The sequence below is a fragment of the Streptomyces sp. NPDC001816 genome (genome assembly GCF_042892235.1).
Classification (GTDB): domain Bacteria; phylum Actinomycetota; class Actinomycetes; order Streptomycetales; family Streptomycetaceae; genus Streptomyces.
On record NZ_JBIATY010000015.1, the window covers coordinates 163,867 to 185,896 of the forward strand.

17 protein-coding genes and 1 riboswitch are annotated in these 22,030 nt (G+C 72.8%); of the genes, 9 read left to right on the forward strand and 8 right to left on the reverse strand.

Features of this window, described 5'->3' with window-relative positions; translation table 11 throughout:
- Nucleotides 1-8: 8 nt before the first annotated feature.
- Together ACFYZZ_RS38900 and ACFYZZ_RS38905 are read right to left on the reverse strand one after the other, a co-directional pair.
- Nucleotides 9-2,468, reverse strand: a complete 2,460-nt coding sequence (locus ACFYZZ_RS38900) for a DUF5682 family protein (protein ID WP_389186801.1) — start codon at nucleotides 2,466-2,468, stop codon at nucleotides 9-11.
- Nucleotides 2,465-3,595: an AAA family ATPase gene (locus ACFYZZ_RS38905; protein WP_389186804.1), complete on the reverse strand. Its 1,131-nt coding sequence runs from the start codon at nucleotides 3,593-3,595 to the stop codon at nucleotides 2,465-2,467. Before ACFYZZ_RS38905 ends, ACFYZZ_RS38900 begins: the two co-directional genes overlap by 4 nt.
- Nucleotides 3,596-3,727: 132 nt before the next feature.
- On the opposite strand from ACFYZZ_RS38905, the gene ACFYZZ_RS38910 reads away from it, so the two are divergent.
- On the forward strand, nucleotides 3,728-5,089 hold the full coding sequence (locus ACFYZZ_RS38910) for an SWIM zinc finger domain-containing protein (protein WP_389186807.1): 1,362 nt from the start codon (nucleotides 3,728-3,730) through the stop codon (nucleotides 5,087-5,089).
- Between the two features lie 40 nt (nucleotides 5,090-5,129).
- Nucleotides 5,130-6,767: a DUF5691 domain-containing protein gene (locus ACFYZZ_RS38915; protein WP_389186810.1), complete on the forward strand. Its 1,638-nt coding sequence runs from the start codon at nucleotides 5,130-5,132 to the stop codon at nucleotides 6,765-6,767.
- Between the two features lie 105 nt (nucleotides 6,768-6,872).
- Here the strand turns inward: ACFYZZ_RS38915 and ACFYZZ_RS38920 are convergent, their stop codons facing one another.
- Entirely contained in the window at nucleotides 6,873-7,304 is a 432-nt protein-coding gene (locus ACFYZZ_RS38920; protein ID WP_386578389.1) for a cobalamin B12-binding domain-containing protein, read from the reverse strand.
- A gap of 225 nt (nucleotides 7,305-7,529) precedes the next feature.
- On the opposite strand from ACFYZZ_RS38920, the gene ACFYZZ_RS38925 reads away from it, so the two are divergent.
- Both ACFYZZ_RS38925 and ACFYZZ_RS38930 read left to right on the forward strand, forming a co-directional pair.
- Nucleotides 7,530-8,390: an esterase/lipase family protein gene (locus tag ACFYZZ_RS38925; RefSeq protein WP_389186813.1), complete on the forward strand. Its 861-nt coding sequence runs from the start codon at nucleotides 7,530-7,532 to the stop codon at nucleotides 8,388-8,390.
- Between the two features lie 254 nt (nucleotides 8,391-8,644).
- Complete coding sequence (locus ACFYZZ_RS38930; RefSeq protein ID WP_389186816.1) at nucleotides 8,645-10,141, forward strand: peptidoglycan DD-metalloendopeptidase family protein; 1,497 nt, start codon at nucleotides 8,645-8,647, stop codon at nucleotides 10,139-10,141.
- Nucleotides 10,142-10,190: 49 nt separating this feature from the next.
- Here the strand turns inward: ACFYZZ_RS38930 and pcrA are convergent, their stop codons facing one another.
- Entirely contained in the window at nucleotides 10,191-12,683 is a 2,493-nt protein-coding gene (gene pcrA, locus ACFYZZ_RS38935) for a DNA helicase PcrA (protein WP_389186818.1), read from the reverse strand.
- 263 nt (nucleotides 12,684-12,946) lie between these two features.
- Nucleotides 12,947-13,120: riboswitch (cyclic di-AMP (ydaO/yuaA leader) on the forward strand.
- 8 nt (nucleotides 13,121-13,128) lie between these two features.
- On the opposite strand from pcrA, the gene ACFYZZ_RS38940 reads away from it, so the two are divergent.
- Entirely contained in the window at nucleotides 13,129-14,340 is a 1,212-nt protein-coding gene (locus tag ACFYZZ_RS38940) for an NlpC/P60 family protein (RefSeq protein WP_389186821.1), read from the forward strand.
- Between the two features lie 104 nt (nucleotides 14,341-14,444).
- Entirely contained in the window at nucleotides 14,445-15,413 is a 969-nt protein-coding gene (locus tag ACFYZZ_RS38945) for a tellurite resistance/C4-dicarboxylate transporter family protein (RefSeq protein ID WP_389186823.1), read from the forward strand.
- Between the two features lie 3 nt (nucleotides 15,414-15,416).
- Here ACFYZZ_RS38945 and ACFYZZ_RS38950 read toward each other — a convergent pair whose 3' ends face one another.
- On the reverse strand, nucleotides 15,417-15,770 hold the full coding sequence (locus ACFYZZ_RS38950) for a hypothetical protein (RefSeq protein ID WP_389186826.1): 354 nt from the start codon (nucleotides 15,768-15,770) through the stop codon (nucleotides 15,417-15,419).
- Between the two features lie 417 nt (nucleotides 15,771-16,187).
- Here ACFYZZ_RS38950 and ACFYZZ_RS38955 point away from each other — a divergent pair, with 417 nt between their 5' ends.
- Nucleotides 16,188-17,252, forward strand: a complete 1,065-nt coding sequence (locus ACFYZZ_RS38955; RefSeq protein WP_389187040.1) for an NlpC/P60 family protein — start codon at nucleotides 16,188-16,190, stop codon at nucleotides 17,250-17,252.
- A 19-nt stretch (nucleotides 17,253-17,271) separates the two neighbouring features.
- On the opposite strand, the gene ACFYZZ_RS38960 is transcribed toward ACFYZZ_RS38955, so the two are convergent.
- Both ACFYZZ_RS38960 and ACFYZZ_RS38965 read right to left on the reverse strand, forming a co-directional pair.
- Entirely contained in the window at nucleotides 17,272-18,003 is a 732-nt protein-coding gene (locus ACFYZZ_RS38960; RefSeq protein WP_386578382.1) for a LuxR C-terminal-related transcriptional regulator, read from the reverse strand.
- Nucleotides 18,000-19,292, reverse strand: coding sequence for a PspC domain-containing protein (locus ACFYZZ_RS38965; RefSeq protein ID WP_389186829.1), 1,293 nt, complete (start codon nucleotides 19,290-19,292; stop codon nucleotides 18,000-18,002). Before ACFYZZ_RS38965 ends, ACFYZZ_RS38960 begins: the two co-directional genes overlap by 4 nt.
- A gap of 199 nt (nucleotides 19,293-19,491) precedes the next feature.
- Here ACFYZZ_RS38965 and ACFYZZ_RS38970 point away from each other — a divergent pair, with 199 nt between their 5' ends.
- Both ACFYZZ_RS38970 and ACFYZZ_RS38975 read left to right on the forward strand, forming a co-directional pair.
- On the forward strand, nucleotides 19,492-20,958 hold the full coding sequence (locus ACFYZZ_RS38970; RefSeq protein ID WP_389186832.1) for a PspC domain-containing protein: 1,467 nt from the start codon (nucleotides 19,492-19,494) through the stop codon (nucleotides 20,956-20,958).
- Entirely contained in the window at nucleotides 20,945-21,163 is a 219-nt protein-coding gene (locus ACFYZZ_RS38975) for a hypothetical protein (protein WP_389186835.1), read from the forward strand. Before ACFYZZ_RS38970 ends, ACFYZZ_RS38975 begins: the two co-directional genes overlap by 14 nt.
- A gap of 203 nt (nucleotides 21,164-21,366) precedes the next feature.
- Here the strand turns inward: ACFYZZ_RS38975 and ACFYZZ_RS38980 are convergent, their stop codons facing one another.
- Nucleotides 21,367-21,885, reverse strand: coding sequence for a DoxX family membrane protein (locus ACFYZZ_RS38980; protein WP_389186838.1), 519 nt, complete (start codon nucleotides 21,883-21,885; stop codon nucleotides 21,367-21,369).
- Nucleotides 21,886-22,030: the final 145 nt, after the last annotated feature.

The following is a 22,030-nucleotide window of genomic DNA, read 5'->3' on the forward strand; positions in this document are numbered from 1 at the left end:
TTCGGTTGTCATGTGCCCACCCCCGCAAGGCTGTTGTCGTGAGGTGCCGTGTGCTCCTGCTCCTCGGCCAGACCGAGCAGCAGCCGCACCACCGGCAGCACGGCGTCCGCGCGCTCGGTGTCCGGTTCGGCGGCGAAGCCGGGCGGTCCGGCCGCCGGGGCCGTCGGGCCGGTGGTCCCTCCGGGCCCGCGCCGCACCAGTTCGCCGAGGGTTCTGCGCACTCCGGACTCGTACGCCGAGAACGTCCGCCGCAGCAGCGGCAGTACGTCCGTGAAGGCCTCCGCCGGCACCCCGGTCAGCCAGTCATCGACCAGGCCGAGCAGCCGCTCGTCGTGCACCAGCAGCATGCCGCCCCCGCCGCCGACGAAGCCCTCGATCCAGGCGGCCGCGTCGGCGGGCGGTGTTCCCGGCGAGAGCACCAGGCCCATCAGCCGGGCCGCCTCCTCGGGCCGCAGTTCGCCGTCGTCCAGCAGCAGCCGGACGGCCCGCCCCCGTACGACACCGGGCACGGTGTCCCGCAGGGCCAGGGTCCGCAGCACGGAGCGCCAGCGGCCGCGCAGGTCCCCCTGGCCGGCGTCCGGGGTGCCGGTCAGGGTCTCCGCCAGGAGTCCCACGGCGCCGTGCACGGCGTCGACATGGCCGCGCATCTCCTCCGCCGCGTCCGCGTCCAGGGCGGTGCAGGCCGGCGGGAGGCCGACGAAGACCCGCTCGGCGAGGCCCGCCGCGACACCGGCCAGCGCGCCGGTGTCGGTGCCGCGCACATCGCCGTAGCGCAGCGAGCGGACCAGGGCGGGCAGCGCCTGGGCGAGGTGGCCGACGTCCGAGTCGAGGGCCGCCCGGTCGGCGAGCACCCGCATCACCACCGGCAGCGCGTCCGGCAGCCCGGCCAGCAGGCAGTGCTCGGCGAGCGCGGTGACCTCCGCGAGGGCTCCCGCGGTGGTCGCCTCCGTCTCCGCCCTGGCCGTGGCCGCGGCGAGCACGGTCGTCCCCCACACCCCCGCCTCGGCGACCCGCACCGACAGCTCCGGCTCCCAGCGCAGCCGCCAGGTCTCCCGGAAGGTGCCCGTACTCCCCCGAGACTCGGCCGGCTCGCCCCAGCCGACGCCGAGCAGCCGCAGGCGGTGCAGCAGCCTGCTGCGGCCGGCGTCGGTCTCCCCCCGCAGGTCCAGCTCCAGCTCGCGCTCCAGCGCCTCCGGCTTGAGCCGCAGCCGGCGCTGCTCCCGGGCCAGGTCGCGCTGCAACGGCACTGCGGGCGCCGACTCCGGCACCTCCCCCAGCACGTCCCCGACCACCAGCCGGTCGTGCACCAGCGCCAGCGGTACGTCCGAGCCGTCGCACATCACCGCGCGCACGGCGTCGGTGGTCTCGCTCAGGCCGGGCAGCGGACGGCCGCGCATGGCCGCGAGCGTCCCGGCGAGCCGCACCGCCTCGATGACGTGCGCGGAGGAGACGATCCGGTCCTCCTCACGCAGCAGCCCCGCTACCTTGGTCAGCCACCGCTCGACCGGCCGGTCCGGGGCCCGGAACAGATGCCCGTACCAGCCCGGCGAGTCGATCCCGGCGCCGTACCCGCTCGACCGGGCCAGCCTGCGGTGCGTCCACGGCACCCAGGTCAGGTCGGCCTTGACCTTGGGCAGCCCCTTGAGCAGCGCCCGGTCCGCGGTGACGGCGGTCTTCTCCCGCAGTGCGGGCACGTGCCACGCCCCGCACACCACGGTCACCGCTTCCCCGAACTCCTTGCGGGCGGCTCGCAGTTGGAGCCTCATGTGAGCCTCCCGCACCAGGTCGCGGGGGCGCCCGCCGTCGCCGTAGCGCTCCCGCAGCGCCGTCATGGCCTCCTCCAGCGCGGCGAACGGCGCGAAGGGGTCCGACTGCCCCGGGCCCCGGTGCTCGACGACGTCCTCCCACCAGCGCTCGGGATCGTCGTACCCGGCGGCCTCGGCGAGCACGGCGAGGGGGTCGACACGCAGGTCCCGCACAGCACCCGGGTCGCCCTCGGTGTCCGCGTCGTCCTCACCGCCCTCGCCGCACTTGTCGTCCCCGTCGCCGCCGTCGCCCTTGTCGCCCCCGTCACCCTTGTCGTCCTCGTCGGACAGCGCCTCCGGCTCGGGCTCCCAGGCCAGCGTGTGTGTGGCGGGCAGGTCGATGAAGCGGGCCGGGACGCCCTGTTCGAGGGCCCAGCGGATCGCCACCCACTCGGGGCTGAACTCGGCCAGCGGCCAGAACGCCGAGCGGCCGGGCTCGTCCACGGCGTGGCCGAGCAGGGCGACCGGCGGCCGCATGTCCGGGTCGGCGGCGAGCGGGATCAGCGCGTCGGCCTCCGGCGGCCCCTCGATCAGGACGACACCGGGCCGGGCGGCCTCCAGGGCGGCCCGCACCGCACGCGCGGAGCCGGGCCCGTGGTGCCGCACACCGAGCAGCAGCGGCCCGGAGGCACGGGCCCTGCCCCACGTGGAGTCGTCGCTCACACGCTCACCTCCCGGCAGGCCCGGTAGAAGTCCTTCCAGCCGTCGCGCTCGCGGACGACCGTCTCCAGGTACTCCTGCCAGATGACACGGTCGGCCGCCGGGTCACGGACGACGGCGCCGAGGATGCCGGCGGCGACGTCGCCCGGGCGCAGCACGCCGTCACCGAAGTGGGCAGCAAGTGCGAGGCCGTTGGTGACGACGGAGATCGCCTCGGCGGTGGACAGTGTGCCGCTCGGCGACTTCAGCTTCGTCCGGCCGTCGGCGGTCATCCCGTCGCGCAGCTCACGGAAGACCGTCACGACCCGGTGGATCTCCTCGATGCCGTCGGGCACGGCCGGCAGATCGAGGGAGCGGCCGATCTGCTCGACGCGGCGCGTGACGATGTCGACCTCGGCGTCGGCGCTCTCCGGAAGCGGCAGCACCACGGTGTTGAAGCGTCGGCGCAGCGCGCTGGAGAGGTCGTTGACGCCCCGGTCGCGGTCGTTGGCGGTGGCGATGAGGTTGAAGCCGCGGACCGCCTGCATCTCCTGGCCCAGCTCCGGGATCGGCAGGGTCTTCTCGGACAGGATCGTGATCAGCGTGTCCTGCACGTCGGCCGGGATGCGGGTCAGCTCCTCCACCCGGGCCGTCATGCCCTCGGCCATGGCCCGCATGACGGGGCTGGGCACCAGGGCGTCGCGGCTGGGGCCGTGCGCGAGCAACTGCGCGTAGTTCCAGCCGTAGCGGATCGCCTCCTCCGGCGTGCCCGCCGTGCCCTGCACGAGCAGGGTCGAGTCGCCGCTGACCGCGGCCGCCAGGTGCTCCGACACCCAGGTCTTGGCCGTGCCGGGCACGCCGAGCAGCAGCAGCGCGCGGTCGGTGGCGAGAGTGGTGACGGCGACCTCGACGATACGGCGCGGGCCCACGTACTTCGGTGTGATCACGGTGCCGTCCGGCAGGGTGCCTCCGAGCAGATACGTCGCCACCGCCCACGGCGACAGTTTCCAGCGCTCCGGGCGCGGGCGGTCGTCCTGCGCGGCCAGCGCCGCGAGTTCGGCGGCGAAGGCGTGCTCGGCGTGCGGTCGCAACGCCTGCGAACCCTTGCTCCCGCTCGCTTCGACGGACGTCGGTTCCACGGACACAGTCATGGCTGAGGCCCCCTCCAGCTCGGCCGGTTCGGATCTGGCATCCACCGTGCACCACGCCACTGACAATCGCTCCGACCTGCGCAAACGCGCTCGCAGGGTCGATTGTCAGTGGCGGGATCTACCGTCGGTGGCATGACTGAGCAGGGGGTGCGCTGGACCGCGGAGCAGGTGCTGACACTGGCGCCTGACGCCGCGTCACGCAAGGCGGGAAGCAAGCTGGGCACGGCCGGACCGTGGTCCGAGTCGGGCAGCGGAGAGGGGACGGTGTGGGGGCTGTGCAAGGGCAGTGGCAGCAGGCCGTACCAGACGGTGGTGGACCTCGCGGACGTCGCCGGGCCCGCGTACAAGTGCAGTTGCCCGAGCCGGAAGTTCCCGTGCAAGCACGCGCTCGGGCTGCTGCTGCTGTGGGCGGAGGGGGACGGCGGGGTGCCGGCGGTGGCCGAGCCGCCGGAGTGGGCCGAGCAGTGGCTCTCGGGCAGACGTAAGCGCGCGGAGAGCAAACGGACGGAGAGCGGCGGGAGTTCCGCGCCCGGGTCCGCCGACCCGGAGGCGGCGCGGCGCCGGGCGGAGCGCCGGGCCGAGCGGGTCACGGCGGGCGCGACGGAGCTGGAGCAGCGCCTCGCGGACCTGCTGCGCGGCGGCCTGGCCTCGGCCGAACAGGCGGGGTACGGGATGTGGGACGAGACGGCGGCCCGCATGGTCGACGCGCAGGCCGCCGGACTGGCGTCCCGAGTGCGGGAGTTGGGGGCGGTGCCCGCCTCCGGTCCGGGCTGGCCGGCGCGCCTGCTGGAGGAGTGCGCTCTGCTGCATCTCCTCGACCAGGGCTGGCTGGGCCGCGACCGGCTGCCGGACGCCCTCGCGGACACGGTCCGCTATCGGCTCGGCCTGCCCGCTTCGGCGGACGGCCCGCCGGTGCGCGATCGCTGGCTGGTCCTCGCCCAGTACGACACGGTCGACCCGAAACTGACGACGCGCCGGATCTGGCTCCACGGCGCCGAGTCGGGCCACACCCGGCTGCTCCTCTCCTACGGCGCGGCCGGCCGGGCGCCGGAACTGTCACTGCCGGTCGGTCTGGCGCTGGAGGCCGACCTGTCCGTGTTCCCCGGCGCCGGACAGCTGCGGGCGGCCCTGGGCGAGCAGCACGCCCCGCCCGCGCCCGTCGCCCTGCGCCCGCCGGGCGTGAGCACGGCCCAGGCGGCGGCCCGCTACGGCGACGCCCTGCGCGAGGACCCCTGGCTGGAGTCGGTCCCGGTCACGCTGGACCGCGTCATACCGACGCCGGACACCCAGCCGGACTCCTGGCAACTGGCCGACGCAGAAGCGGACTCGGCGCTCCCGCTCACCCCGTCCGCCCGCTCCCGCCCGGGCCTGTGGCGCCTGGTCGCCCTCTCCGGCGGCGCCCCCGTCAAGGTCTTCGGCGAGTGCGGCCATCGCGGCTTCACCCCGCTGACGGCCTGGCCCGAGGGCCCGGGCGCCCCGGTGACGCTGTGCTGACCTGCCCGACCACCGAGGGACACGAAGAGAAGGGATCGTGATGCACGCAACCCCGGCCGCGACGGCCGGCCAGGCCCTGACCCCACCCTCCTGGGAGGACCTCGTCACCATCGCTCTCCTCGGCACCGACCGGCGCCCTGCGGCGCCGGCCGTGCCCGGGCGGGAAGCGCCCGTGGCCCTGCTGGACGCCGCCGCCGTGGCCACCCTGCGCCGGCGGGCGGGGCTGCGGCCCGGACCGGCCGCGCCGCGGCCGGAGCCCGCTCCCGAGGATCCGCGTCCGGCGCTGCCGGCCGCCGCCGCGCGCAGGCTCGCGCTGCTGCTGGCCGACCGCTCCGGCGGCCAGGGCGGTGGCAGGCGGGGCAGCGCACCGGACCTCATGGAGCTGCTCCCACAGTGGCTCGCGGCGGCCAACGCCCACGGGTACGCGGCGCCCCCGCAGGCGCTGCCCGCACTGCTGGACGCCGCCCGGGGCCGCACGGACCTGCGGCCGGCGGCGCTGGCGTTCGCGGGGCCGCGGGCGCTGTGGCTGGCCCGGCTGAACCCGGACTGGCGGTTCGCCCTGCGCTCGGCACCGGGCGGCGGAGCGACGCTGCCCGACCCCGAGGACGACGCGGCGGTGCAACGGCTGTGGCAGGAGGGCCTGTTCGCCGAGCGGGTCGCCCTGCTGTCCGCCCTGCGCGCCCGCACGCCCGGCCCCGCCCGGGAGCTGCTGACCACGACCTGGGCGACGGAGCGGGCCGAGGACCGGCTGATGTTCCTCGACGCGCTGCGCACGGGCCTGTCCGCCGAGGACGAGCCGTTCCTCGAGCAGGCCCTGGGCGATCGCAGCCGCAACGTCCGGGCGACTGCGGCGGAGCTGCTGTCCGCGCTGCCGGGCTCGGCGCTCGCCGGGCGGATGGCGGTGCGGGCCACGGCCTGCGTGGCCGTCGACCACATGGGGAACACGCCCACGATCGTCGTGGAGGCGCCCCTCGAATGCGACCCGGACATGGAGCGGGACGGCGTGGCGGCCAAGCCCCCGACAGGCCGAGGTGAACGGTCGTGGTGGCTGGGCCAGTTGGTGGAGGCGGCGCCGCTCGGCACCTGGCCGGGCCGGCTGGGCGGACGTACCCCGGAGCAGATCGTGGCGCTGCCGGTGGCCGACGGCTGGCAGGGCGAACTGCACGCGGCCTGGTGCCGGGCGGCCGTGCGGCAGCGGGACGCCGCGTGGTCGAGGGCGCTGCTCGGGGTGCCGTCGGCGCCGGAGGCCGGCGGGCCCGGGGCGGTGTCCCTGGCGGAGCGGGCGAAGCTGCTGGCCACGCTGGGGGACAGGGAGCGGGCCGAGTGGGTGGCGGGATTCATCGCGGCCCACGGCCTGTCCGAGGCGTTCCAGCTGCTCGGGGTGTGCGACATCCCCTGGGGCGCCCCGCTCGGCCGGGCCGTGGTGGACGCCCTCAATATCGCCCGGGACGCGGGCAGTTACCCCTGGAGCTTCAGCGGGGTGATGGGACTGGCCGAGCGCTGCCTGGACCCGGCCGAGGCCGCCCGCCTGGACGGCCTGCTGGCGATACCCGACGAGCGCGAGGACGCCTCGCCCGGCGCCGGGGGCTACTGGGCGGAGGCGTTCCAGCGGCTGGTGAGCACGCTGCGGTTGCGGGCGGCGATGGCCGCGGAGTTGAGCGAAACTTCCGGCACTTGACGACGAGCCGCCGCAAAATCCAGCCCGTCCGGCGCTTGAGGACGAGGCCGTTCAGGCCGAAGCGGGGGTCCGGGGGCGGCAGCCCCCAGCGACCGCAACAACAGCTCAGCGCACCGTCGGCCCAACCGCCGGAGGCACACGCACGTTCTCCCGGACCCACTCCACGATCGCCGTGGTGGTCGCGCCGGGCGTGAAGATCGCCGCGACCCCCTTCTCCTTCAGCGGCGGAATGTCCTCCTCCGGGACGATGCCGCCGCCGAAAACGAGGATGTCCGCGGCGTCGCGCTCCTTGAGGAGGTCGATGACGGCGGCGAAGAGGGTGTTGTGGGCGCCCGAGAGGATGGACAGGCCGATCGCGTCGGCGTCCTCCTGGATGGCGGTGTCGACGATCTGTTCCGGCGTCTGGTGAAGCCCGGTGTAGATGACCTCCATACCGGCGTCGCGCAGCGCCCGCGCGATGACCTTGGCCCCACGATCGTGGCCGTCGAGCCCCGGCTTGGCGACCACCACGCGGATCGGACCGGCTGCCACACCCATCACTGCCTCCATCAAGCGACCACGGAAGCGGCCGCTTCCGTCCGTACCGACAAGTACCGCATATCTGGCACGTTCCGCCACCCGTCGGGAAGTGAACGAACGTTATCTCCAGCATCCCGCAACCGGCGGTTTTACGGTGCGCAGCGAGGGGGAAATCACACGGTGGGACATGAGGGCGCACGGGGGATCGAGCCGTCTCTCCGTGTGCCGACAGGAGGTCGGCCAATGAAGGTCACCGGGGTACTGCCACTCTTCCTGCCGCTGTACCGGCGCTTGTGGCCCGGCAGGCTGGTCGATCTGGCCGCGCTGTCCATGACCCTCCTCAAGGCGACCGCGCTCGAGGCCGCGATCCTGGCCGGCCACCTGCTGCTGTATCCGACCGGCCTCACCCAGGAGCGCCGCTCCCCCGCGCTCCCCGCCGGGGAGGGTGCCACCCGGCTGCCCGACCGGGCCGGACCCCCGGTCGTCCTGCTGCACGGCTTCATCGACAACCGCTCGGTCTTCGTCCTGCTGCGCCGCAATCTCGCCCGGAACGGCAGTCAGCGCGTCGAATCGCTCAACTACTCCCCGCTGACCTGCGACATTCGCACCGCCGCCGAACTGCTGGGGCGGCACGTCGAGGAGATCTGCGAGCGCACCGGAAACGGCCAGGTCGACATCGTGGGGCACAGCCTCGGCGGGCTGATCGCCCGTTATTACGTACAGCGCCTGGGCGGTGACCTGCGGGTGCGCACCCTGGTCACGCTGGGCACCCCGCACTCCGGCACCCGGGCCGTACCGCTGGCCAGCGCCCATCCGATCGTGCGGCAGATGCGGCCCGGCTCGGAGGTGATCGAGGAGCTGACCCGGCCCGCGCCGGGCTGCCGGACGCGTTTCGTCAGCTTCTGGAGCGATCTCGACTCCGTGATGGACCCGCCGGAGACGGCCTGCATCGACCACCCCGACCTGGACGCCCTGAACGTCCGGGTGACCGGGATCGGCCACCTTGCGCTGCCGGTGCACCCCGCGGTGGCGGCAGGAATACGCGACGCGCTCGACAACACCCTGCACGAGGAACCGCTCAGCGACGGCCTGACGGTGGCCTGAGGGCGGCGGCCGACGGGCGGTCGGGGCGACGGCATGGGCGCGGCACAGCCGGTCCACAGGTGACGCACGGTCATCCGACATCGAACACTCTTCGAACACAAGGCCAAACTCGTGTCCGTCGTCCGCCAAAACACGGCTGATTGCCCGTTTCCGGCCCACGTGAAACCGGCCGAAGATTGTCGCGCCCGCGTACCGCCGGGTACAGTCGCCGCACTGCTCTGGCAGCCCCTGTTGTCGAGGCGAAAGAGAAGTTGGTGAACGATCGTCACCCGTCGGGGACCATGACCACCCCGACCCCGGCTTCCGACGCCTCCGCCGCGCACTACGCGCAGTACTACGGGGTTCAGGAAGCCCAGTACGACGACCTCACCACGTACGGCGGCTACGACGCCACAGGTTTTGCGGGCTGCACCACCGGCACCGGATCCTTCGCCACCGACCCGCTCTTCGGCAGCCTCCCGGGCAACGAGCAGCACACCGGCACGTACGGCACCACGCAGTGGCAGACCGGCACCGGCCAGACCCTGAACTACGACCCGTACGCGGCCCAGCACCACGCCGCCTACGACTCGGGCGTGTACGACAACACCGCCTGGTCGGTCCCCGCGCAGCCCACCGGGAACGACATCAGCGGCCAGTGGGACGCGAGCGCCTGGCTCCAGCCCGACCAGTCCGCGGCCGCCGACCCCACCCAGCAGTGGGAGTGGGGCACGCAGTCGTTCGAGACGGGCACGTACGACGCCACCCAGTGGAACTCCGACGGCGCGGCCGCGCCGCACGAGCAGCTTGCCGAACCGTTCGACCACCAGGCCACGGCCGCCTTCGAGCAGGTCGGCGAACCGTTCGACCAGCAGGCCACCACCACCTTCGAGCAGGTCGGCGAGTTCACCGAAATGCCGTCCGAGGACGGCGAGTTGGGCGACACGGGCGAGCTGCCCGCCGTACCGTCCCTGCTCGACGACCAGGAAGAGGTCACCCCGGCCCCGGCGACCCGCGCGGGCTCCCGCAGTGCGGCGCGTTCCCGGCGCCGTACGCCCCCCAAACGCTCCGCGCTGCTGACCGTCGCCGTGCCCTCGGTCTGTGTGATGGGCGTCGCCGGGATCGCCGCCGCCTCCGTCGGCAGCCTGACCGACGGCAACAAGGACACCACCGCCACCGCCTCGGACGCGCACGCGGTGAAGCCGTCGGTCGCCAACAGCAAGCTGGACTCCCAGCTGCGGACCCTCTCCGCCGGCGCCGACGACTTCGCCGACCGGGCCAGCCGGACGCAGGAGCGCATCGACCTCAAGGCGCAGCAGGAACTGCAGCAGAAGAAGGCGGCCGCGGAGGCCGCGCTCAAGGAGCGGCTGCGTCCCAAGTTCGCGCTGCCGGTCTCGCAGCACGGGCTCAGCGCCTACTTCGGCCAGGCCGGCGTGAACTGGATGTCCGTGCACACGGGCATCGACTTCCCGGTCTCGTACGGCACCACGGTCATGTCCGCCACCGACGGCGTCGTCTCCACGAAGTGGAACAGCGCCTACGGCAACATGATGATCGTGACGGCGAAGGACGGCACGGAGACCTGGTACTGCCACCTCTCCAGCTACCGCGTCGCCTCCGGTACGACCGTCAAGGCCGGAGACGCAATCGCCTACTCCGGCAACTCGGGCAACTCCACCGGCCCGCACCTGCACTTCGAGGTACGGCCGGCGGGCGGGGCGGCCATAGACCCCCTGCCGTGGCTGCGCAGCCACGGCCTGGACCCGACCTGAGCCATTGACGAACCCAGCCCCGCCGATCCGGCGGGGCTCACTCGTCCCCCTACAGCTTCTCCACCGGCGCGTACCGCAGCAGCAGCCGCTTCGGCTTCCCGTCGCCGAAGTCGATCGTCGCCTGGGCCTTGTCCTCCACGCCCGACACCGCGACGACCGTGCCGAGCCCGAACTGGTCGTGGGTGACCCGGTCGCCGACGGCCAGGGACACGACCGGCTTCTCGGAGGCCCGCCGGGTGGCGAACCCGGACGCGCCCGCCGCCGACGAGCGGGAGCGGGACGAGGACAGCGAGGCCGCGATCCCGGAGGCCGGCCCGGAGGACACCGGGGCGGCGGCTCCCGTCCGCTTCCACTCCATGTGGGTGGCCGGGATCTCCTCCAGGAAGCGGGAGGGCGGGTTGTACGACGGCTGGCCCCAGGCGCTGCGCAGCGTGGACCGGGTGAGGTAGAGCCGCTCCCGCGCGCGTGTGATGCCGACGTAGGCCAGCCGCCGCTCCTCCTCCAGCTCCTTGGTCTGGCCGAGGGCGCGCATGTGCGGGAAGACGCCGTCCTCCATGCCGGTCAGGAAGACGACCGGGAACTCCAGGCCCTTGGCGGTGTGCAGGGTCATCAGGGTGATGACGCCGGAGCCTTCCTCGTCCTCGTCGGGGATCTGGTCGGAGTCGGCGACCAGCGCGACCTGCTCCAGGAAGTCGGACAGCGCCACCGACTCGCCCTCGCCGCGCTCCTGCTCGAACTCCAGGGCCACGGCCGCGAGTTCCTGGAGGTTCTCGATACGGGTCTCGTCCTGCGGGTCGGTCGAGGCCTGCAACTCGGCCAGGTAGCCGGTGCGTTCGAGCACCGCCTCCAGGACGGTCGCCGGTCCCGCGCCGGACTCCACGATCGTGCGCAGGTCCTCCATCAGCGTGTTGAACCGCTTGACCGCGTTGGTGGACCGCGCGGCCATGCCGTACGCCTCGTCCACGCGCTTCAGGGCCTGCGGGAAGCTGATCTTCTCGCGCTGGGAGAGGGCGTCGATCATCGCCTCGGCGCGCTCGCCGATGCCCCGCTTGGGGACGTTGAGGATGCGGCGCAGCGGCACCGAGTCCTCGGGGTTGGCGAGGACGCGCAGGTAGGCCAGGACGTCCCGGACCTCCTTGCGCTCGTAGAAGCGGACGCCGCCGACGACCTTGTAGGGCAGGCCGACGCGGATGAAGACCTCTTCGAAGACACGGGACTGGGCGTTGGTGCGGTAGAAGACGGCGACGTCACCGGACTTCGCCTCGCCCGCGTCCGTGAGGCGGTCTATCTCGTCGGCGACGAACTGGGCCTCGTCGTGCTCGGTGTCGGCGACGTAGCCGGTGATCCGGGCGCCCTGGCCGGCGTTGGTCCACAGGTTCTTCGGGCGGCGGGACTCGTTGCGCTCGATGACCGCGTTGGCGGCGGACAGGATGGTCTGCGTGGAGCGGTAGTTCTGCTCCAGCAGGATCGTCGTCGCGTTCGGGTAGTCCTCCTCGAACTGGAGGATGTTGCGGATGGTCGCGCCCCGGAAGGCGTAGATCGACTGGTCCGCGTCACCCACGACGCACAGTTCGGCGGGCGGGAGGTCGTACTCGCTGGGCGGGGTGTCGGCGTCCTCGGGGGCGTGCTCGCCGGTGCCGACCAGCTCGCGCACCAGCGCGTACTGGGCGTGGTTGGTGTCCTGGTACTCGTCGACCAGGACGTGCCGGAAGCGGCGGCGGTAGTGCTCGGCGACGTCCGGGAAGGCGCGCAGCAGGTTGACCGTCGTCATGATCAGGTCGTCGAAGTCGAGCGCGTTGGCCTCGCGCAGCCGCGACTGGTAGAGCGCGTAGGCCTGGGCGAGGGTCTTCTCGAAGCCGTCGGCGGCCTGGGCGGCGAAGTCCTCCTCGTCGATCAGCTCGTTCTTGAGGTTGCTGATCTTGGCGCTGAAGGACTTGGGCGGGAAGCGCTTGGGGTCGAGGTCCAGATCGCGGCAGACCAGGGCCATCAGGCGCTTGCTGTCGGCGGCGTCGTAGATGGAGAAGCTCGACGTGAAGCCGAGCTTCTTCGACTCGCGCCGCAGGATCCGTACGCACGCGCTATGGAAGGTCATGACCCACATCGCGTTCGCGCGCGGGCCGACGAGCTGCTCGACGCGCTCCTTCATCTCGCCCGCGGCCTTGTTGGTGAAGGTGATCGCGAGGATCTGGCCCGGGTGCACGTTCCGCTCGGCGAGCAGGTGGGCGATGCGGTGGGTGAGCACACGGGTCTTGCCGGAGCCTGCGCCGGCGACGATGAGCAGCGGGGAGCCGGCGTGGACGACCGCGGCGCGCTGGTTCTCGTTCAGCCCCTCCAGGAGCGCCGCCGCGTCGAGCGCGGGGCGGGGCGCGCCGTCGCGGTAGTACGCGTCCCGGTCCGGCGGTACGTCGAACTTCCCGCCGAACAGATCGTCCGGAAGCGGCTCCGGAGCGTGATCGTCCTCGGGCGGCGGCGGGGGCTCCTCCTCGCGCCCGCGAGGGGCCTGGAGGTCCGCCAGGAAGCTGTCGTCAAAGAGGCTGCTCATCGCTCTCCGAGTCTAGGGCGCCGCACCGACAACCGGCTGCCGTCCCGGGAACATGGCTGGTTCGGAAAAGACGGGTCCTTCGCACCCAGGACGGCCGAACAGCCCCTCACACAGCGGAATCACCCTGTGACACGGGAGCGATCCCACACCCAGGTCACGAAAATGTATCGGACATATCGTGCACCAACCTTCACACGAGACACACCAGTTGGCTAGGTTGCGGGGCGGGCCGCACGCCCCCTTCCGGCGAACGTCGCCGATCCGCGCGGCCTCCGCCGAGTCCGGCGCGCCCCCGCACGGTGCCCGGAGCCGGGGACCCACCGACCTTTGGGGTGAATCGGCACACGTCCCGTCCCGGGACGAGTGCCGTAGGGCAAACCTTCCGACCACCCGCCCGAACCCGACAGCTAACCCGGTAGGCGGCACATGGAAGGAGTCGCCTCCCTTGGCGTCGCACCGCAAGTCGCGCCCCGCGGGCACACTCGGAGCAGGTTTCCGCACCCCAGTCCTCGCCACCGCCGCCCTCACCTCCGTGGCCGTGCTGTCCCAGACGGCCGACGCCGCTCCCGCGGCCGATGGAAAGCCGAGCCTGGAGGAGGTCGAGAAGAAGGTCGACGACCTCTACCGCCAGGCGGAGTCGGCGACCGAGAAGTACAACGCCGCCAAGGAGCAGACCGGCAAGCAGCGCACCCACATCGACAGCCTGCGCGACGAGGTCGCCCGGCGGACCGCCCGGATGAACAAGGCCCGCGAGGAGCTGGGCACGTTCGCCGCCGCCCAGTACCGGACCGGGGCCGCCTCGTCCGACACCGCCACCTTCCTGCTCGCGGACAGTCCCCAGGACTACTTCGACCAGAGCCAGCTGATGAACCGGCTGACCTCGCGACAGAAGAGCGCCGTCGACGATTACGTCACCGAGCAGGCCGCGACCATGAAGAAGCGGCAGGAGGCCGCCAAGAGCCTCCAGACGCTGTCCGAGTCGCAGAACGAACTGCAGACCGCCAAGGCCACCGTCCAGAAGAAGCTCGCCTCCGCGCGCGAACTGCTGTCCCAGCTGACGGCCGAGGAGAAGGCCCGGCTGGCGGCGATCGAGCGGCAGAAGCAGGAGGAGGCCGCGCGCAAGGCCGCGGAGCTGGCCAAGCAGCAGGCGGCAGCGGCCAAGTCCAAGGAGGAGGCCCAGGCCCAGGCGCAGGCGAGCGGTTCGTCCACGTCCAGCGGCTCGTCGACCTCCGGCGGCTCGTCCAGCTCTGGGGGCTCGACCAGCTCCGGCGGCTCGTCGACGTCCTCCGGGACGTATGCCACCAAGGCCGAGAAGGCGATCGCCTTCGCCCGCGCCCAGATCGGGAAGCCCTACGTGTGGGGCGCCACCGGACCAGGCTCGTACGACTGCTCGGGCCTCACCCAGGCCGCCTGGAAGGCCGCCGGCGTCTCGCTCCCGCGCACCACCTACGACCAGGTGAACGCCGGCACCACGGTCTCCCTGGCCAATGCGCAGCCCGGCGACCTGATCTTCTTCTACGACGACATCAGCCACGTCGGCATCTACATAGGCAACGGCATGATGATCCACGCCCCCAAGCCGGGCGCGTACGTCCGCGAGGAGTCGATCTACTACGGCGGCGAATCGATCATCCACAGCTTTGTCCGACCCGCCTGACCACCCCCTTCGTCCAGCCCGACCGTCCCCTTTTCGAAGTTTCGAGCGCCACGCGCGCGCGTGGCCTCCGCGCCCCGCCCGCGCGGCTGCCTAGCATCGGGCCCATGCCCGGCATCTCAGCTCTGCGTACGTGGTGGGCGGGGCGTCCGCCGGCGGCGGGTGCCGCAGTCATGGCGACCGGCATCGTCTCGGTGGGCCTGCATCTGACGGGCCCCGAGCCGGTGTCCCGGGTCTTCCTGTGGCTGGCCTGCGTCGCCTGGGTGGCGCTGGCCGCCGACTTCCTCGTACGGCTGGTGGCGCAGCGGGAACGCTGGGTGGCCGAGGCGCGCAGCCCGGGCTCGCTCACCGCCGTCGCCGCCACGGCCGTGCTCGGCGCCCGGTTCTCGGCGCTCGGCCGGCAGACGCCGGCCGAGGCGGCGCTGGCGCTGGCCGTGGTGCTCTGGCCGGTGCTGCTGTACCTGGTCATGCAGCACTGGGAGCGGCACATGCCGGGAGCGGTGTTCCTGTGTTGTGTCGCCACACAGGGGCTTGCGGTGCTGGCGGCCACGCTGGCCGCGGCCGAGACGACGGCCTGGCTCGCGCACGCCGCGCTGGTGCTGTTCTGGCTGGGCCTGGTGCTCTACGGCCTCGCCCTGCCGCGCTTCGATCCGCGGCAGATCCTCGAGGGGGCCGGGGACCAGTGGATCGCGGGCGGAGCACTCGCCATCTCGGGGCTGGCCGGGGCGAAGCTGCTCGCCGCCGACGGTCCGCGGCTGTACCTGTGGAACGACGACGACCGAGGCGTGCTGCGGAACGTGACGGTGGCGCTGGTCTTCCTGGACCTGTCCTGGTACGTGGTCCTACTGGCCGCCGAGGTGGCCCGGCCACGGCTGCGCTACGACATGCGGCGCTGGGCGACGGCGTTCCCCATGGGGATGACCGGGGCGGCCACGCTGTCGGTGGCGGCCGCCGTGGGCATCGGGTGGCTGAAGGGGCCGGGGCGGGTGCTGGTGTGGGTGGCGGTGGCGGCCTGGGTCGCGGTCGCGGCCGGCGCGGCCCTCGCGGCCCGCGCCGGGATCAGCGGACGGCGCTGAGCGTCACGTCCACAGCACGGCGATGAAGATGTTCGCCGTGGTCAGCAGGCCGACCAGCCCGAAGAGGCTCTTGTCCACCTTCTCCTCGTCGCGCTTCACGTAGACCAGCCCGAGGATCACGATCAGCAGGGCGAGCTTCACGCCGATCTTGACGGTGTTGAGGTGAGCGCCTTGGGCCTGGTTGAGGCCGACCAGGGCCACACCGGTGACCAGCATGGTGAACGCGCCGTGCAGCATCGCGGGGACGAAGCGGGCCGTGCCCTGGCCCATCGCCTTCGTCTGGGTGAGGAAACCGCCGAGCAGCGCGGCGATGCCGATGATGTGCAGGCCGACGAAGAGATGGATGAGTACGTCCATGAGCCCGGAGCCTAATCAGGGGCCCGGGAGCCCTCTGTCACCGGGCTCGCCGGGAGCACCGGTGCATCCTGCATATATGCGCCCCATAGCAGCACATGGCTCCCGTGTGTCCCACATTCCGCGCATCGGTCACCACGCTACGTGAAGGCGGCGACTCCATACCGGCAATCCGGTCACATGCGGTCACTATTCGATCGCTCGAAGCCAGTTCCGCACTCCGCGTTACCGGCCCGTCACACTCGGGTTTAGCGTCCTCCCCCAGGTGACCGGCTCCCCACCGCCGCCCGGGCCAGGGGCGGCAGTCGGGCACCACCGCCGAGAAAGGTCCGGCGGCGGCCCGCTTCCCCTGTGCGGGCCGTCGCCGGACGCACCGCTCGTTCGGTCGCAGGAGTCCTACGGAAGGACGTGACGGTCCAGGTGGCAGCGCACCGCAAGCCCCGACAGCGCTCGCTCGGCGGAACCACGGCCCGCACGGCCGTCACCTTCGCCCTGGCGGGCGCGGCCACCGCCACGGCCTTCGACGGAACCGGCCACGCCGAGCCGCAGCTGACACCGACGCAGGTGAAGGCCAGGGTGGACAAGCTGTACCAGGAGGCGGAGACCGCCACCGAGAAGTACAACGGCGCCAAGGAGAAGGCGGGCACGGCCCAGCGGCGGCTGAACTCGCTGCGGGACGAGACCGCCCGCAAGCAGGACAAGCTCAACGCGGCCCGCAACGCGCTGGGTTCGTACGCAACGGCGCAGTACCGCGAGGGCGGGATCGACCCCGCCTGGCAACTCGCGCTGTCCAGCGACCCCGACCGGTACCTGGACGGGGCCGCCTTCGCGGAGCGGGCCGGCGACCGGCAGGCCGGGGCGGTGGCGCGGGTACGCGAACAGCTGCGGGAGATCGAGCAGTTGCGCGGCGCCGCCCGGACCGAGCTGAACGCGCTGCGGTCACGGCAGGCCGAGCTGAAGCGGCAGAAGAAGACCATCACCCGGAAGCTGGCCGAGGCGCGCGACCTGCTGGCCCGGCTCACTCCGGCACAGCGGGCGCAGGTCACCGGCGACGGCACCGCGGCGGGGCACGCCTCGCGCTCGGCCCCGGGCGCCCGGCCGGACCTGGAGCCGACGGACTCCCCCGCCGCCCCGAACTCCCGCGCGGCGGCGGCCATCGCCTACGCCTACCAGAAGCTCGGCAGCCCCTATGTGTGGGGCGCGACCGGCCCGGACGCCTTCGACTGCTCGGGCCTGGTCCAGGCCGCCTACCGCTCCGCCGGCGTCTCCCTGCCCCGCACCACCTACACCCAGATCAACGCGGGCCGGCGGGTCTCCCGCTCGGAACTCCAGCCCGGCGACCTGGTGTTCTTCTACTCCGGCATCAGCCATGTGGGCCTCTACATCGGCAACGGCCAGATGATCCACGCCCCGAACCCCTCGGCACCGGTCCGGGTGGCCCCCATCGACCAGATGCCGTTCGCGGGGGCCACCCGGGTGGCGTGAGGGCGGCTGCCCGGCGGGGTCAGACCAGGCGGCGGGCCGTGGCCCAGCGGGTCAGCTCGTGACGGTTGGACAGCTGGAGCTTGCGCAGGACCGCCGAGACATGGGACTCGACCGTCTTCACCGAGATGAACAGCTGCTTGGCGATCTCCTTGTAGGCGTAGCCCCGGGCGATCAGGCGCAGCACCTCCCGCTCGCGCTGGGTGAGGCGGTCCAGATCCTCGTCGACCGGCGGGGCGTCGGTGGAGGCGAAGGCGTCCAGGACGAACCCGGCCAGACGCGGGGAGAAGACGGCGTCGCCCTCCTGGACCCGGAAGATCGAGTCGACCAGGTCGGTGCCGGTGATGGTCTTGGTGACATAGCCGCGGGCGCCGCCGCGGATCACACCGATCACGTCCTCCGCCGCGTCCGACACGGACAGCGCGAGGAAGCGCACCGGCTGCTCGGCGTCAGCCATCAACCCGGCGCACCGGCGCAGCACTTCGACCCCGCCGCCGCCCGGCAGGTGGACGTCCAGGAGGACCACCTCGGGCCGGGTCGCGGTGATGACCGTGACCGCCTGGTCGACGTCCGCGGCCTCGCCGACCACCTCCACGCCGGTCTCGGCGGTCTGCCCGATCTCGGCCTGCACCCCGGTGCGGAACATGCGGTGGTCATCGACGAGCACCACGCGCACGTGCCGCTTCCCGGCGGTGCCGGACCCGGCCGGCTCCGCCGCTCCCGCCGTACCGTTCGCCTCGGTCGCGTCGCTCATGACGTCTTCTCCGCCCTCTCCATCTCCAGCTCGACCTCCGTGCCGCCGCCCGGCACCGCCCGCAGCCGGGCCGTGCCGCCGTTGCGCTCCATGCGGCCGATGATCGATTCTCTGACGCCCATGCGGTCGGCGGGTATCGAGTCGAGGTCGAAGCCCGGGCCGCGGTCACGGACGGACACGAAGACCGTCCTCCCCTCGACTTCGGCATAGACCTGCACGGCACCGCCGTCGCCACCGTACTTGGCGGCGTTGACCATCGCCTCGCGCGCGGCCTGCATCTGCGCGGAGGTCCTCTCGTCCAGCGGGCAGTCGCCGACCACGACCACCTCGATGGGTACGCCGTGCTTGTCCTCGACCTCGGCCGCGCTGCGCCGCACCGCCTCGGCGACCGTGTCCGGCTCGTCGGCCTCGTCCTTGCCGGTGCCCTCCGGCTTGTACAGCCAGGTGCGCAGGTCCCGCTCCTGGGCGCGGGCCAGGCGCCGGACCTCGCCCGCGTTGTCGGCGTTGCGCTGGATCAGGGTGAGGGTGTGCAGCACGGAGTCGTGGACGTGGGCGGCGACCTCGGCGCGCTCCTGGGCGCGGATGCGCATCAGGCGTTCCTCGGACAGGTCCTGGGTCATGCGGACCAGGTAGGGGCCGGCGAGCAGCGTGATGCCGACGAGGACGACGAGGGCGGCCTGGAGGACCGCGCCGAGGTGGGCGGCCGAGCCCTGCATGACGAAGATGGCGGAGACGCCGGCGGTGACCAGCAGGACGCCGGCGCCCGCGCGCAGCAGGGTGAGGGTGCGGCGCCGGCTGCCGACCTCGACCCAGCGGGCGCGGCGGGCGTTGTCCGCCTGGCGCCAGACGAGGGCGACACCGGCCGCGACCAGGACGGCGGGCAGCAGATAGGCCTTGGCCGCGCTGGTCAGGTTGATGCTGCCCACGAAGACCATGGACACGATGACCATGAGGAGCAGGGCGACGATCTGGCCCTTGTCCGGCTTGCGGGCCAGCAGTCTGCGGCGGCCCTCCGGCGAGGTCGCGGTGCCCACCGGCGGCTGCGGCTTCTGGTCGCCGACGCCGCCGACGCCGAGCGGCACGAAGAACCAGAACGCGGCGTACAGCAGTGCTCCGAGTCCGTTCGCCATGAACAGGCCGACGAAGGCGAGCCGGACCCAGATCACGGGCAGCCCGAGGTGCCCGGCGAGGCCCCGCGCCACTCCGCCGAGCCAGCGGCCGTCGCTGCTGCGGTAGAGCTTGCGCGGCGGCCGCGGGTCGTCGAGGGGCAGGGCTGCGGCTTCCGGCATGCCATCGATGGTCACATGGCCGCGGGCGCGGAGCATCAGGGTCGGCCCCCTAGACTCCCCTGATCTTCGAGCCGGGCGTTCGAATCGGCCCGCCGGCCCGGTGTCGAACGCCTCCCCGCCGCCTCTCAGGGCCGATCTCAGGGTTTGCCCAGGGTCATCCCGACTGCCGTCGCGGCGGCCGGGCCGTCACCATGGACGCATGACGGATCACGAGCACGCCGCGACGGGTCCGGGACCCGGCCCCGGCCCGCGCCCGGCCCCGGGCACCGGACCGACGGATGCCGCGCCCGCCGCGACGGGAGGGACGGGAACCGCAGGAGAGAGGGAAGAGAAGAAAGAGAGGAAAGGGACGGAAGCGAGGCGGGAGCAGGACACCGCCGGGGAGCCGGAGACCACCGACGGTGTCCTCCAGTTCCGGCGCGACCGCCGGCACAAGATGATCGCCGGGGTGTGCGCCGGGCTCGGGCGGCAGACGGACATGGACCCGGTGATCTTCCGGATCACCCTGGCCGTGCTGTCCGCGACCGGTGGCATCGGCCTCATCTTCTACGGCTTCGCCTGGCTGCTGGTGCCGTACGAGGGGGAAGAGGAGAACGAGGTCCGCAGGCTGCTGACGGGCCGGGTCGACGGCCAGGCGCTGGCCGCCGTGCTGTTCGCCCTGGTCGGCTGCGGGATCTTCCTGACCATGCTGAAGAACGGCGGGGTGCTGACCTTCGCCGTGGTGCTCTCCCTGCTGCTGGCCGGCGCTGGGTACTGGTCGCGGCGGCGCGGTGCCGCCGACCCCGATCCGCTCGCCGCGCAGGCCGCCGCCGACGCCCCGCCGGAGGCCCAGGCGCCGCCGGTCGTCACCACCTACCCGTCCTGGTGGCGGGACCCGATCGTCAAGGACGGCACCCATGTCGGCGGCACCGGCTACCTCTGGGGCCCCGGGGACACCCGCGACCTGACCTCGGCCGTGGACGTCGGCATCGCCACCCCCTGGCCCCACGGCGGCTCGGCACACCCGCCGCGCACCGCACCCCCGAGACCACGCGGCCCGCGCTGGATCGGCGGCTGGATATTCCTGCTCGCCCTGCTGGCCGGGGGCGTGGGCACCGGGCTGACCTGGGACACGCACCCGCTGGGCATCAGCCTCCAGGCCGGCCTTGCCTGCGCGCTCGTGGTCTTCGGCCTGGGCATCACGCTCAGCGCCTTCCTGGGGCGGACCGGGGCCGGGTCGGTGTTCCTCGCGATTGTCACGGCGGCGCTGCTCGCCGGGGCCACTGCCCTGCCCAAGGACATCACGACCCACTGGAGGCAGACGTCCTGGAAGCCGACCGCGACGGCGGACGTGCGGTCCACGTACGGCCTCGGCACCGGTGTCGGCACGCTGGACCTGACCCGGGTGCACCCGGCGAAGGGGCAGACGGTGGCCACGGACGCGGAGGTGGGAGCGGGTCAGCTGAAGGTGATCCTGCCGACGGACGCGACCGTGCGGATGAGTATCGACGTGGGGGTGGGCGACATCCGGTTGCCCGGCGAGAACGGGAAGGACGTGGACGTGCAGCCCGGTAGGCACAAGGCCGTGACGCTGTCGTCGGTCAAGGGCGGCAAGGACGCCGGGACACTGCGGCTCGATCTGCGGGTGGGCGTCGGAGAGGTGGAGGTCAGCCGTGCTGCGTCATGAGTTCCAGCCCGGGAAGCTGGTCGCCGGCCTCTTCCTCACCGCCGCCGGCGCCGTCTACGCCGGTGACGCGGCCGGCCTGTGGCACACGCCCCCGTTGATGGCCGTCCCGCTGGTGGCGGGGGGCCTCGTCCTGGCCGGTGTCACAGCGGCGGTGACCCGGGGCATACGCAGACGGCGCGGCACCGAAAACGGCCGCGGGGCCTAGGGCCTGTCTGACAATTCCCGTCGTCCGCCAGAAGGGCGGGCCCCGCGGCGTCTGGTGCGTGCGATCGCAAGGCGCCGAAGCGTCCTCGTGGCGGAGCCACGCGGGCGGTTCGGCAACGCGGCTGGGGGTCCCCCCACGCCCTTGAGGCAGTGGGGGAGTGCGTGCCAGGCGCCGCGGGGCAGGCGGGAATTGTCAGACAGGCCCTAGCGGTAGCCGCCCGTCCGTTGCCGTCGGCGGGAGCGCCAGGCCGCGTCCAGGGAGAGGTAGGGCGCTCCGGCGAGGACGAGGGGCAGCCAGGCCATCAGGTAGGCGAGGTCGTTGCCGTAGTAGTAGGGCGTCGTGGCCCAGCTGACGGTCAGCCACAGGCTGAGCGAGATCAGCGCGCCGCCGAGGGCGGCCAGCCGACCGAGCAGGCCGAGCAGGGTGCCGATGCCGACGGCCAGCTCACCGAGGGCGATGGCGTAACCGAAGCCGACCGGGTTCTTCAGGGCCATGTCGATCAGGGCGGGGATGGCCGCGGAGTCGCGTGCGGCGCGCATCGTGTCGCCGATGGAACCGGCACCGCCGGACTTCAGGAACGCGCTGTCGGTGAGCTTGTCCAGGCCGGCGTAGATGAAGGTCACCCCGAGGAAGATCCGGAGCGGAAGGAGGGCGTAGCGGGTGGCCGTGTCCCGCCAGTCGCCGCCGCGGTTCAGGTAGGACGTCTCCGTGTCCGTCCGCATGCCGTGAGTCATCGCCGTTAGCCGCCTCTCACCCGCCGTGCCGACCTCTCTCTCGACCATACGTATGACAAACGGGAACGGTTCAATCCTCTCCTGGACGTTTTTCCGGATTTCGGATCCCCGTACTCGGGACGGCCGGCCGAGT